Annotated in this window: 8 protein-coding genes; all 8 read left to right on the top strand. The window is 66.8% G+C overall.

Going from position 1 to position 13,136, the window contains the following annotated elements; genetic code table 11:
• Window positions 1-57: 57 nt before the first annotated feature.
• The 8 genes from pilQ (at window position 58) to ACTIGJ_RS16305 (ending at window position 13,092) form a co-directional block, all read left to right on the top strand.
• On the top strand, window positions 58-2,286 hold the full coding sequence (gene pilQ, locus ACTIGJ_RS16340; RefSeq protein WP_439641385.1) for a type IV pilus secretin PilQ: 2,229 nt from the start codon (window positions 58-60) through the stop codon (window positions 2,284-2,286).
• A 58-nt stretch (window positions 2,287-2,344) separates the two neighbouring features.
• Entirely contained in the window at window positions 2,345-2,881 is a 537-nt protein-coding gene (gene aroK, locus ACTIGJ_RS16335; protein WP_439641384.1) for a shikimate kinase AroK, read from the top strand.
• The gene (aroB, locus tag ACTIGJ_RS16330) at window positions 2,814-3,992 is read left to right on the top strand and encodes a 3-dehydroquinate synthase (protein ID WP_439641383.1); all 1,179 of its coding nucleotides are present in this window, start codon (window positions 2,814-2,816) and stop codon (window positions 3,990-3,992) included. Before aroK ends, aroB begins: the two co-directional genes overlap by 68 nt.
• Window positions 3,989-5,128 carry a deoxyguanosinetriphosphate triphosphohydrolase gene (locus ACTIGJ_RS16325; RefSeq protein WP_439641382.1) on the top strand — a complete coding sequence of 380 codons (1,140 nt, stop codon included), beginning with the start codon at window positions 3,989-3,991 and terminating at the stop codon, window positions 5,126-5,128. Before aroB ends, ACTIGJ_RS16325 begins: the two co-directional genes overlap by 4 nt.
• 164 nt (window positions 5,129-5,292) lie before the next feature.
• On the top strand, window positions 5,293-6,000 hold the full coding sequence (locus ACTIGJ_RS16320; RefSeq protein ID WP_439641381.1) for an REP-associated tyrosine transposase: 708 nt from the start codon (window positions 5,293-5,295) through the stop codon (window positions 5,998-6,000).
• A 188-nt stretch (window positions 6,001-6,188) separates the two neighbouring features.
• On the top strand, window positions 6,189-10,916 hold the full coding sequence (locus tag ACTIGJ_RS16315; protein ID WP_439641380.1) for a glutamate synthase-related protein: 4,728 nt from the start codon (window positions 6,189-6,191) through the stop codon (window positions 10,914-10,916).
• 81 nt (window positions 10,917-10,997) lie between these two features.
• Complete coding sequence (locus ACTIGJ_RS16310) at window positions 10,998-11,570, top strand: hypothetical protein (RefSeq protein WP_439641379.1); 573 nt, start codon at window positions 10,998-11,000, stop codon at window positions 11,568-11,570.
• Window positions 11,571-11,628: 58 nt separating this feature from the next.
• Window positions 11,629-13,092: a glutamate synthase subunit beta gene (locus tag ACTIGJ_RS16305; protein ID WP_439641378.1), complete on the top strand. Its 1,464-nt coding sequence runs from the start codon at window positions 11,629-11,631 to the stop codon at window positions 13,090-13,092.
• Window positions 13,093-13,136: the final 44 nt, after the last annotated feature.

The following is a 13,136-nucleotide window of genomic DNA, read 5'->3' as shown; positions in this document are numbered from 1 at the left end:
GTCATGACCTGCCGTCCCGCCCTCTTCTTCCGAAGCGCGTTGCCCTGGAGCACTACGATGTCGACTCGAACCGTCGCGGGCCGGGGACCGCAGCCGAATGCCGGACTGCCGGGCCGGCGCGGGCTGCTGGCTGTCGCCGGCTGGCTGGTCGCGCTGCTGTTGTTGGCGGTTGCCGCGCTGCCGGCGCGGGCCGAGCCGGTGCGTGCGCTGCAGACCATGGATTTCGTCGCACTCGACGGCGACCGCGTGCTGCTGACCCTGACCCTGTCGGCACCATCGCCGGAGCCGGTGGTGTTCAGCATCGACAAGCCGGCCCGGCTGTCGATCGACCTGCCGGACACCGCGCTGTCGCTGGCCGAGCGCTACCGCAAGGTCAACATCGGCCAGGTTCGCTCGATCTCGGCCGCCGAGGCGCGCGGCCGCTCGCGGGTGGTGGTCGAGATGGCGGCGCTGACCGCGCATCGGGTGCGGGTTGACGGCAACAAGGTGTTCATCGAACTGGCCGGCCAGGGCGCCTCGCTGGCCGCTGGCCCAGTGGCGGCCACGCCGGCCCCGGCGGCGGCCGCTGCCGTGGCGCCGGTGGCGCCGCCGCGCCAGGGGCTGATTTCCGACATCGATTTCCGCCGGGGCGAAAAAGGCGAAGGCCGGGTGCTGATCACCCTCGCCGACGCTCGTAACGCCGTGGATGTCCGCGAGGAAGGCGGCAAGATCCTGGTCCGCTTCAAGGACACCTCGCTGCCGGAGCGGCTGGCCCGCCGTCTCGACGTGCTCGACTTCGCCACCCCGGTGAAGTTCATCGACGCCGCCCGCGACGGCATCGGCAGCCTGATCACCGTCACGCCGATCGCCGCCGGCGACTTCGAGCAGGTCGCCTACCAGTCGGCCAACGTGTTCACGCTGGAACTGCAGCCGGTGGCGCCGGAAAAGCTCGAAGAACGGCGCCGGCAGGAGCCGAAGTACACCGGCGAACGCATTTCCCTGAGCTTCCAGAGCATCGACATCCGCTCGCTTCTTCAGATCATCGCCGACGTCGCCCAGACCAACATGGTGGTGTCGGATTCGGTCACCGGCCAGATCGCGATGCGGCTGCAGAACGTGCCCTGGGACCAGGCGCTGGACATCATCCTGCGCACCAAGGGCCTGGGCAGCCGCACCAGCGGCAACGTGATCCTGGTCGCCCCGCTCGACGAACTGGCCCAGCGCGAGAAGGCCGAGCTGGAGAACGAGAAGCAGAAGGTGCAGCTGACCGCGCTGCGCTCGGAGATCATCCAGGTCAACTACGCCAAGGCCAGCGAGCTGGCGACGCTGGTCAAGTCGAAGGACAACTCGGTGCTGTCGGAGCGCGGCAGCGTCACCGTCGACGAGCGCACCAACACGCTGCTGGTGCTGGAAACCCGCGAGAAGCTGGCCGAGATCCGGGCGCTGGTGCAGCGGCTCGACATTCCGGTGCGGCAGGTGCTGATCGAATCGCGCATCGTCGTCGCCCGCTCGAATTTCCAGCGCGACTTCGGCGCCCGTCTCGGCGTCAACGGCGTGCGCAGCCGCGACGGCGGCAACGGCGGGCTGATCTCCGTTGGCGGCTCGGGCGAAGGCACCAATGCCACCTTGCCGGGCACTGGCGGCTCGGGCAGCGGGCAGCCGACCATCGGCGGCGCCGGCGGCCTGCCGGTCACGGCGGGCGCGATCGGCGACCGCTACAACGTCAACCTGCCGGTGCTGAACCCGGCCGGATCGATCGCGCTGGCCATCCTCGGCCGCAATTCGCTGGTCGATCTCGAACTCTCCGCGCTGCAGTCGGAAGGCAAGGGCGAAGTGATTTCCTCACCGAGGGTGATCACCGCCAATGGCAAGCAGGCGGCGATCGAGCAGGGCCGCGAGATTCCGTTCCAGAACGCGACGTCGTCCGGTGCCACCGCCGTGCAGTTCAAGAAAGCGGTGCTGAGCCTGAACGTCACGCCGCAGATCACCCCGGACAACCGGGTGATCATGGACCTGGCGGTGACCAACGATTCTCAAGGCAGCAACGTCAACGTCGGAACCGGGAGTGCCCCGGCGATCGACACCCGCAAGGTGACGACCCAGGTGCTGGTCGACAACGGCCAGACCGTGGTCCTGGGCGGCATCTACGAGCAGACCTCGAACGACAGCGTCACCAAGGTGCCGCTGCTGGGCGATGTGCCGCTGCTCGGCGCGCTGTTCCGTACCAAGAGCAAGGTGCAGAACAAGACCGAGCTGCTGATCTTCATCACGCCGAAAATCCTCAGCGAAGGCCTGAAGGTAAACTGAGCGCCCCGTCGGGGCTCGCCCGAGCCCCGACATCCCTCATGGCGTGGTGTCCGGGCCGGTGAGCAACAAGCGCAACATCTACCTCGTCGGCCCGATGGGCGCCGGCAAGACCACGGTCGGCCGGCGGCTGGCCGAAGCGCGGCGCATGGAGTTCATCGACTCCGATCTGGAAGTCGAGGCGCGCACCGGCGTCAACATCGCCTTCATCTTCGAGAAGGAAGGCGAGGCCGGCTTCCGCCGACGCGAGCGGGCCGCGATCGCCGAGCTGGTACAGCGCGAAGGCGTGGTGCTGTCGACCGGCGGCGGCGCCGTGATGGATCCCGATTCCCGCGCCCTGCTGGCGGCCCACGGCTTCGTCGTCTACCTGCACGCCAGCGTCGATCACCAGCTGGCGCGCACCGAACGCACCGACAACCGGCCGCTGTTGCAGGTCGGGGATCGCCGTGACACCCTCCTCCGCCTCTTCACGCTCCGCGATCCTCTTTATCGTGAAATCGCCGACCTCGTCGTCCACACCGATGGACGCAATGCCCGAGCTCTCGCCCGCGAGATCGAAGACCACTTCGTCCGTCCGGTCGCCACGCCGGCATCCTGAGGCCACGCGCCGGCGGCTGCGGGTTGAGCTGGGAGAGCGCAGCTACGACCTCAACATCGGCGCCGGCCTGCTGTCCGACCCGGCCTCCTACGCCGAACTGCGCGGCCGCACCTTGCGCGTGGTCACCGACGTCAATGTCGCCGCCTGCTATCTGGACCCGGTGCTCGACGCGCTCGGACTGACCCGCGAGCACGCCTGCGTGCTGCCGGCGGGAGAACTGCAGAAGACCTGGGCCAATGCAGAGGAAGTGCTCGACTGGCTGCTGGCGCAGCGCATCGCCCGCGACGGCGTGCTGATCGCGCTCGGTGGCGGCGTGATCGGCGATCTGACCGGCTTCGTCGCCTCGATCTACCAGCGCGGCATCGCCTTCGTGCAGATGCCGACCACGCTGCTGAGCCAGGTCGATTCCAGCGTCGGCGGCAAGACCGGCGTCAACCACGCCCGCGGCAAGAACCTGATCGGCGCGTTCCACCAGCCGATCGCGGTGTTCGCCGACACCGACACGCTCAACAGCCTGCCGCCGCGCGAGCTGTCAGCCGGGCTGGCCGAGGTGATCAAGTGCGCGATGCTCGGCGATGCCGGCCTGTTCGCGCGGCTGGAACGCGACATCGACGCGCTGCTGGCGCTTGATGCCGTCGCACTCGCCGAAGCCATCGAACGCTGCTGCGCGCTGAAAGCGCGGATCGTCGCGCTCGACGAACGCGAGTCGCTGGCCGGCGGCCCGCGCACCCTGCTGAATCTTGGCCACACCTTCGGGCATGCGGTGGAGACCTACACGAAGTACGAAACCTGGCTGCACGGCGAAGCCGTCGGCCTGGGGCTGGCAATGGCGGCCGATCTGTCGATGCGCCTCGGCTGGTTGAAGGCCGACGACGCCGAGCGCTGCATCCGTCTGGTCGAACGCGCGCGGTTGCCGATCCGGCCGCCGGCCGGCATGACGCCGGACGACTTCCGCAGCCTGATGGCGCGCGACAAGAAAGTGGCCGCCGGCAAGCTGCGGCTGGTGCTGATGCGCTCGCTCGGCGAAGCGGTGACGACCGCCGATTTCGACGCCACAGCGCTCGACGCCACGCTCGATCATTTCTGCGCCGCCGCCTTGCCGGTCGCATGACGCTCGCGCCGTACGCCGCACGGGAAGACCGTTCGCGCGGCCGGCGCCATCCGGAAGCGCCGCCGCAGGGACGCAGCGAGTTCCAGCGCGACCGCGACCGCATCGTCCATTCCTCGGCGTTCCGTCGGCTGGAATACAAGACCCAGGTCTTCGTCAGCCACGAAGGCGACCTGTACCGCAACCGGCTGACCCATTCGCTGGAAGTCGCGCAGATCGTTCGCAGCCTGGCGCGCGGCCTGGCGCTGAACGAAGACCTGAGCGAAGCGATCGCGCTGGCCCATGACCTCGGCCACACGCCGTTCGGCCATGCCGGGCAGGACGCGCTGGACGACTGCATGAAGCCCTACGGCGGCTTCGAGCACAACGCGCAGAGCCTGCGCGTGGTCGACGAACTGGAAGACAAGTACGCCGAGTTCACCGGCCTGAACCTGAGCTTCGAAACCCGCGAAGGCATCCTCAAGCACTGCTCGCTGACCCGGGCGGCGACGCTCGGCGATGTCGGCGAACGCTTCCTGCGCCGCCAGCAGCCAAGCCTTGAAGCGCAGCTGACCAACATCGCCGACCAGATCGCCTACAACAACCACGACGTCGACGACGGCCTGCGCGCCGGCATCCTGCGCATCGAGCAACTGCTCGACGTGCCGCTGTTCGCGCGCTTCCACGGCGAAGTCACCGCCCGCTACACGGCACTGACGCCGCGCCAGCTGCGGCACGAGACGATCCGCCGGATGATCAATGCCCTGGTCATCGACCTGCACGGCGAGACGGCGCGGCGACTGGCCTCGGCCAAGCTGCCGGACGTCGACGCCGTGCGCGCCTGGCCGGACACGCTGGTGTCGTTCAGCGAGGGCATGGAGCGCGACAACCGCGAGCTGAAGCGCTTTCTGTTCGAGCACCTGTACAAGCACCACGCCGTCTACCGGGTGATGTACAAGGCGCGCCGCATCGTGCGCGAGCTGTTCGAGGCGCTGTTCGGCGATCTTCGGCTGCTGCCGCCGGAGTTCCAGGCCGCCGCCCTGAAGGCCGACGGCGATGCCGGTCGCGCCCGGGTCGTCGCCGACTACATCGCCGGCATGACCGACCGCTACGCCGCCGACGAGCACGCGCGGCTTTACGACCTGCGGCAACTGCGATGAGTACACGTGCTCGCCTGGCAATTGCGGTCGGTCGTCGACTCGCCTCGGTCGCACCCGCAAACAGCGCGCGGGTCCCGCTCCCGGGTTCTCGCCGCCACCGGCACGCGGCAGACGAACACGCTCGCCTCCACAACCTTCAGCAACCGCGCTGAACGGCCACGCCCATGGCCCGCCTGCCGCGCCTCACGGTTCCGGACTATCCGCACCACGTCATCCAGCGGGGCAACAACCGGCAGCCGGTGGTCGTCGACGACGAAGACCGCGAAACGCTGCTCGGACTGATGGCCGAGTCGGCGGCGCGGCACAAGGTGGCGATCCACGCCTGGGTGCTGATGGACAACCATTTCCATCTGCTGGCCACGCCGACCACCGACCGCGGCCTGCCGCAGATGATGCAGGCACTCGGACGCCGTTACGTGCAGCTGTTCAATCGCCGCCACCAGCGCACCGGCACGCTCTGGGAAGGCCGCTACCGCGCAACCCTGGTGCAGACCGACCGCTATCTGCTTGCCTGCATGGCCTACATCGATCTCAATCCGGTGCGCGCCGGAATGGTGCAGCGGCCGGCCGATTACCGCTGGTCGAGCCATCGGCACTACATCGGACAGACCCAGGACCGCCTGGTGACGCCGCATCCGCTGTGCTGGGGGCTCGGCAACACCCCGTTCGCCCGCGAGGCCGCCTATGCCGATCTGGTGCAGCAGGGCATCGCCGTCGACCAGCAGCGGGCGCTGACCGATGCCACGCTGAAAGGCTGGGCGCTGGGCGACGGCGACTTTCTCGGCGAACTGGAAACAAAGGCCGGTCGTCGGACGGCGCGCGCCCGTCCCGGGCGGCCCATCTCGCGAAAATCGGCCGATCCGCAGCGTTGATTGACCGAGAATCCTCAAGCCAATCGCATGCTTGCGTCCGTTTTTGTTCTGTCCCCAATTTTTAGCAGACCAGAATGGGGCGTGCCTTAATGTGTATCTGACCCCAATTATTTTGGTGGGAAGTGGCTTGGCATTGATGTTGCGGCGCAGTACGCTCCCGTTCCCCGAAGACCTGTGAAAGGTTAGCCATGTCGCACGAGCCAGCATCCGCCGCCGAACGCCAGCACGCCGAAACCCACGGCCTGTACCGCCAATCCAACGAGCATGACGCCTGCGGCATCGGCTTCATCGCCAACATCAAGGGCGAGAAGGCGCACTCGATCGTCGAGCAGGGCCTGTTGATCCTGAAGAACCTCGAGCATCGCGGCGCGGTCGGTGCCGATCCGCTGATGGGCGACGGCGCCGGCATCATGATCCAGATGCCGGACCAGCTGTATCGCGAGGAAATGGCCAAGCAGGGCATCGAACTGCCGCCACTCGGCGAGTACGGCGTCGGCATGGTGTTCCTGCCCAAGGAAACCGCGTCGCGGATCGCCTGCGAGCAGGAAATCGAGCGCGCCGTCGTCGACGAAGGCCAGGTGGTGCTCGGCTGGCGCGACGTGCCGGTCGATCTGACCATGCCGATGTCGCCGACCGTGCGCGCCAAGGAGCCGGTAATCCGGCAGATCTTCATCGGCCGCGGCGCCGACATCACCGTGACCGACGCGCTGGAACGCAAGCTGTACGTGATCCGCAAGTCCTCGGGACATGCGATCCGCGCGCTGAACCTGATCCACGGCAAGGAGTTCTTCGTGCCGTCGATGTCGGCCAAGACCGTGGTCTACAAGGGCCTGCTGCTGGCTGACCAGGTCGGCGTCTATTACCTCGACCTCCAGGACGAGCGCTGCGTCTCCGCGCTGGCGCTGGTCCACCAGCGCTTCTCGACCAACACCTTCCCGGAATGGCCGCTGGCCCACCCGTACCGGCTGGTCGCGCACAACGGCGAGATCAACACGGTCAAGGGCAACTTCAACTGGATGCGCGCCCGCGAGGGCGTGATGAAGTCCGCCGAACTCGGCGATGACCTGAAGAAGCTGTATCCGCTGATCTACGAGGGCCAGTCCGACACCGCCTGCTTCGACAACGCGCTCGAGCTGCTGGTGATGGCCGGCTACCCGATCGCCCAGGCGGTGATGATGATGATTCCGGAGGCGTGGGAGAACCACACGCTGATGGACGACGACCGCCGTGCGTTCTACGAGTACCACGCGGCGATGATGGAGCCCTGGGATGGCCCGGCGGCGATCTGCTTCACCGACGGCCGCTACATCGGCGGCACGCTCGACCGCAACGGCCTGCGGCCGTGCCGCTTCATCGAGACCGACGACGATCTGGTGGTCATGGCCTCGGAATCCGGCGTACTGCCGATCGAGGAATCGCGGATCACCAAGAAGTGGCGCCTGCAGCCGGGCCGCATGTTCCTGATCGACCTCGAAGAAGGCCGGATCATCGACGACGAGGAAATCAAGGACACCTACGCCTCGGCCGAGCCGTACAAGGCCTGGATCAACCGCATCCGCATCAAGCTCGATGAACTGAAGCCGCTCGCCGGCCGCGAAGTGGCACTGCCGGAACCGCCGGCTTCGCTGCTCGACCGCCAGCAGGCCTTCGGCTACACGCAGGAAGACATCCGCGTGCTGATGTCGCCGATGGCCGTGCAGGCCGAGGAAGCCACCGGCTCGATGGGCAACGACTCGCCGCTGCCGGTGATGTCGAACAAGCTCAAGCCGCTGTACAGCTACTTCAAGCAGCTGTTCGCGCAGGTCACCAACCCGCCGATCGACCCGATCCGCGAAGCGATGGTGATGTCGCTGGTGTCGTTCATCGGCCCTAAGCCGAACCTGCTCGACACCGCGAACCTGAACCCGCAGATGCGTCTGGAAGTGACGCAGCCGGTGCTCGACGTGGCCGACATGGCCAAGCTGCGCGACATCGCCGCCCACACGCGCGGCAAGTTCAAGAGCTTCGAGATCGACATCTGCTATCCGGTCGCCTGGGGCAAGGAGGGCGTGGAAGCGCGTCTGGCCAGCCTGTGCGCGAACGCGGTCGATGCCGTGAAGGATGGCTACAACATCCTGATCCTGACGGACCGCAAGATGGACGCCGATCACGTCGCGATCCCGGCGCTGCTGGCCACCTCGACGATCCATCTGCACCTGGTCAACAAGGGCCTGCGCACCTCGACCGGCCTGGTCGTCGAAACTGGCTCGGCGCGTGAGGTGCACCACTTCGCGCTGCTCGGCGGCTACGGCGCCGAAGCGATCCATCCGTATCTGGCGATGGAAACGCTGGCTGCGATGTCGCAGGGCCTGCCCGGCGAGCTGAGCCCGGACAAGGCGATCTACAACTACAAGAAGGCGGTGTCGAAGGGCCTGATGAAGGTCATGTCGAAGATGGGCATCTCCACCTGGATGTCCTACTGCGGCGCGCAGATCTTCGAGGCCATCGGCCTGAACCGCGCGCTGATCGACAAGTACTTCACCGGTACCGCGTCGTCGATCGAAGGCATCGGCATCTTCGAGGTCGCCGAGGAAGCCGTGCGCCTGCACAAGCTCGCCTTCGGCAACGACAAGGTGCTGGCCAACGCGCTCGACGCCGGCGGCGAGTACGCCTTCCGCGTGCGCGGCGAAGAGCACATGTGGACGCCGGACGCGATCGCCAAGCTGCAGCACGCGACCAAGGCCAACAGCTTCTCGACGTACAAGGAATACGCCCAGATCATCAACGACCAGTCGAAGCGCCACATGACGCTTCGCGGCCTGTTCGAGTTCAAGGTCGACCCGGCCAAGGCGATCTCGATCGACGAAGTCGAGCCGGCCAAGGAAATCGTCAAGCGCTTCGCCACCGGTGCGATGTCGCTCGGCTCGATCTCCACCGAAGCCCACGCCACGCTGGCAGTGGCGATGAACCGCATCGGCGGCAAGTCGAACACCGGCGAAGGCGGCGAAGATCCCGTCCGCTACCGGCTGGAAAAGCAGGGCATCGTCATCAAAGAAGGCGCGACGATGGCCTCGGTGATCGGCGAGGACCAGGTCGAAGCCGACATCAAGCTTCAGGAAGGAGATTCGCTGCGTTCGAAGATCAAGCAGGTCGCGGCAGGCCGCTTCGGCGTGACCGCCGAATACCTGAATTCGGCCGACCAGATCCAGATCAAGATGGCGCAGGGTGCCAAGCCCGGCGAAGGCGGCCAGCTGCCGGGCGGCAAGGTCAGCGAGTACATCGCCCGCCTGCGCTTCTCGGTGCCGGGCGTCGGCCTGATTTCGCCGCCGCCGCATCACGACATCTATTCGATCGAGGATCTGGCCCAGCTGATCCACGACCTGAAGAACGCCAACAACCGGGCGTCGATCTCGGTGAAGCTGGTGGCCGAAAGCGGCGTCGGTACCGTGTCGGCGGGTGTCACCAAGGCCAAGGCTGATCACCTGGTGATCGCCGGCCATGACGGCGGCACCGGCGCTTCGCCGCTGTCGTCGGTGAAGCATGCCGGTGCGCCGTGGGAACTCGGCATGGCCGAAACCCAGCAGACGCTGGTGCTGAACGGCCTGCGTTCACGCATCCGCGTGCAGGCCGATGGCCAGATGAAGACCGGCCGCGACGTCGCGATCGCCGCGATGCTCGGCGCCGACGAAGTCGGCTTCGCGACCGCGCCGCTGGTCGTCGAAGGCTGCATCATGCTGCGCAAGTGCCACCTGAACACCTGCTCGGTCGGTGTCGCGACGCAGGACCCGGTGCTGCGCAAGAAGTTCGCTGGCAAGCCGGAATACGTCGTCAACTACTTCTTCTTCGTCGCCGAAGAAGTCCGCCAGATCATGGCGCAGCTCGGCATCCGCACGTTCGACGAACTGATCGGCCGCAGCGACCTGCTCGACAAGTCCAAGGCGATCAGCCACTGGAAGGCGCAGGGGCTGGACTTCAGCCGGCTGTTCTACCAGGCGCCGAGCAGCGAGCCGGTGTTCCATGTGATGGAGCAGGACCACGGCCTCGACAAGGCGCTCGACGTCAAGCTGATCGAGAAGGCCAAGGCGGCGCTGGACAGCGGCGAGCAGGTGCAGTTCATCTCGCCGGTGAAGAACCTGAACCGTACGGTCGGCACCATGCTGTCGGCTGAAGTGGCGCGCCGCTACGGCCACGAGGGCCTGCCGGACAACACCATCCACATCCAGCTGCAGGGCACGGCGGGTCAGTCCTGCGGCGCCTTCCTGGCGCACGGCATCACGCTGGATCTGGTCGGTGCCGGCAACGACTACGTCGGCAAGGGCTTGTCGGGCGGCCGCATCATCGTGCGTCCGAACACCGAGTTCCGCGGCTGGGCGGTCGACAACATCATCGTCGGCAACACCGTGCTGTATGGCGCAATCGCCGGCGAAGCCTTCATCAACGGCGTGGCCGGCGAGCGCTTCGCGGTGCGCAACTCCGGCGCGGTGGCGGTCATCGAAGGCACCGGCGACCACGGCTGCGAATACATGACCGGCGGCACGGTATTGGTACTGGGTGCGACCGGCCGCAACTTCGGCGCCGGCATGTCCGGCGGCATCGCCTATGTCTACGACCCGGACGGCAGCTTCAACACCAAGTGCAACATGGCGATGGTCGCCATCGAGCCGCTGATGGTGAAGAGCGAGCAGGAAGCCAATGTCGACCGCGCGCTGTGGCACAGCCTGGAGCGCAACGGCAAGAAGCAGACCGATGAAGCGATCGTCCGCTACCTGCTGGAGCGGCACTTCAAGCACACCGGCTCGACCCGCGCCCGCAACCTGCTGGACGACTGGCAGAACGCCCGCCGCGCCTTCGTGAAGGTGTTCCCGCACGAGTACAAGCGCGCGCTCGGCGAGATGTCGGCAGCACCGGCGGCGAAGAAGGACGCCCTGCCCGCCTGAACGACGTGAACGGCGGTGCCCGGTCGTGGCAGGCTGCGCTGCCGCCACCGGGCGGCGCCACCTCACGGAAACGCACGCCACATGAACCGACCGCTCAAGGCCGTACTGATCTCAAGCCTGCTCGCCGTCACCACGGCGGGCAGCGCCGTGGCGGCCGAGATCTACAAACGACCGGGGCTGTACTCGATCGATGCCGAGGGCTGGGACCTGCAGCCAGGCCAGGATGGCGCGCTGATCCTGCGCTGTCATGACTGCAAGACGCCGGTGCAGGTGCAGATCGACTACTCGCCCGAGCGCACCGGCGATGCCGCCAAGGGCGGCAACAAGGCTTTCCTGGCGCGGCTCGACACCGCCGATGCGCAGAAGCAGTTCGCCGAGCTGATGGTCGAAGCCAGCCTGCCGGAAGAGATCGAGGTCGGCGAAGACGTCGACATCGAGATCGCAACCGTCAGCAAGGCCAAGGTCGGCGGGCTCGACGTATTCCAGTACGTCGCGCTGATCGACGGCGGCGGCAAGGTGACGCAGGAAAGCTCGCTGGTGGCGATCCAGCGCAACCGCATCGTCAAGGTGGCGCTGAACCACTACCAGGGCGCACTCGACGACGCCGAGAAGGACCGCATCGCGGCGCTGTTCAAGAGTCTGAGCTTCGACTGACGCCGGCCGACGGCGCCCGAAACACCCGAATTCGCACTTTTCACCGAGGCAACAACAGATGGGCAAGACCACCGGCTTCATCGAGTACACCCGCCAGAAGGAGGCCTACCTCCCGGTTCCCGAGCGTGTGAAGAACTACAAGGAATTCGTCCTGGTTCTCGAAGACGAGAAAGCCAAGACCCAGTCCGCCCGCTGCATGAACTGCGGTACGCCGTTTTGCATGACCGGCTGCCCGGTCAACAACATCATTCCGGACTGGAACGACCTCGTTTACACGGCCGACTACCGGAACGCGCTCGACACGCTGCACTCCACCAACAACTTCCCGGAGTTCACCGGTCGCGTTTGCCCGGCGCCCTGCGAAGCGGCCTGCACCCTGAACGTCAACAACGATCCGGTCGGCATCAAGTCGATCGAGAACTTCATCGTCGAGAAGGGCTGGGCCAACGGCTGGATCGTCGCGCAGCCGGCTGCCGTGAAGACCGGCAAGAAGGTCGCCATCGTCGGTTCCGGTCCGGCCGGGCTTGCTGCCGCGCAGCAGCTGGCGCGCGCCGGCCATGACGTGACCGTGTTCGAGAAGAACGATCGCCCGGGCGGCCTGCTGCGCTACGGCATCCCCGGTTTCAAGCTGAACAAGGAAGTGGTCGATCGCCGCCTGGAACAGCTGAAGGCCGAAGGTGTCGAGTTCCGCACCGGCGTCTGTGTCGCCAACACCAAGGGCACCACGGTCACCAATCTGGCCAAGGACACGATCAGTCCGGACGAGCTGAAGGCGCAGTTCGACGCCGTGCTGCTGACCGGCGGCTCCGAGCTGCCGCGCGATCTGCCGGTGCCGGGCCGCGAGCTGAAGGGCATCCACTTCGCGATGGAATTTCTGCCGCAGCAGAACCGCGTCGACGCTGGCGACAAGGTCAAGAACCAGCTGCGGGCCGATGGCAAGCACGTCGTCGTGATCGGCGGCGGTGATACCGGCTCCGACTGCGTCGGCACCTCCAACCGCCACGGCGCGGAAAGCGTGGCCCAGTTCGAACTGCTGCCGCAGCCGCCGGAAACCGAGAACAAGCCGCTGGTGTGGCCGTACTGGCCGACCAAGCTGCGCACCTCCTCGTCCCACGAGGAAGGCTGCAAGCGTGACTGGTCGGTCGCCACCAAGCGCTTCGAGGGCACGGGCGGCAAGGTCGAGAAGCTGATCGCCTGCCGCCTCGAATGGAAGGACGGCAAGATGCAGGAAATCCCCGGCTCCGAGTTCGAGATGAAAGCCGATCTCGTGCTGCTGGCGATGGGCTTCGTGTCGCCGGTCGGCTCGGTGGTCGAGGCCTTCGGCGTCGAGAAGGACGCGCGCGGCAACGCCAAGGCGACCACCGACGGTGAAGGCTGCTACAAGACCAACGTCGACAAGGTGTTCGCCGCCGGTGACATGCGTCGCGGTCAGTCGCTGGTGGTCTGGGCGATCCGCGAAGGCCGCCAGGCGGCCCGCGAGGTCGATCAGTTCCTGATGGGCAGTTCCGACCTGCCGCGCTGATCGCTGCGCAGCACTGCGTCCCAACAGGCCCGCCACGTGCGGGC

Origin of the sequence: Nevskia sp. (assembly GCF_051860985.1) — a bacterium.
Lineage (GTDB): Bacteria > Pseudomonadota > Gammaproteobacteria > Nevskiales > Nevskiaceae > Nevskia.
Note: the sequence above shows the minus strand (reverse complement) of the source record. Positions and strands in the feature narration are given on the sequence as shown.

Coding starts and splice junctions, on each gene's coding strand:
- pilQ (WP_439641385.1), top strand. CDS start 58: ATGTCGACTCGAACCGTCGCGGGCCGGGGACCGCAGCCGAATGCCGGA.
- aroB (WP_439641383.1), top strand. CDS start 2,814: ATGCCCGAGCTCTCGCCCGCGAGATCGAAGACCACTTCGTCCGTCCGG.
- ACTIGJ_RS16325 (WP_439641382.1), top strand. CDS start 3,989: ATGACGCTCGCGCCGTACGCCGCACGGGAAGACCGTTCGCGCGGCCGG.
- ACTIGJ_RS16320 (WP_439641381.1), top strand. CDS start 5,293: ATGGCCCGCCTGCCGCGCCTCACGGTTCCGGACTATCCGCACCACGTC.
- ACTIGJ_RS16315 (WP_439641380.1), top strand. CDS start 6,189: ATGTCGCACGAGCCAGCATCCGCCGCCGAACGCCAGCACGCCGAAACC.
- ACTIGJ_RS16310 (WP_439641379.1), top strand. CDS start 10,998: ATGAACCGACCGCTCAAGGCCGTACTGATCTCAAGCCTGCTCGCCGTC.
- ACTIGJ_RS16305 (WP_439641378.1), top strand. CDS start 11,629: ATGGGCAAGACCACCGGCTTCATCGAGTACACCCGCCAGAAGGAGGCC.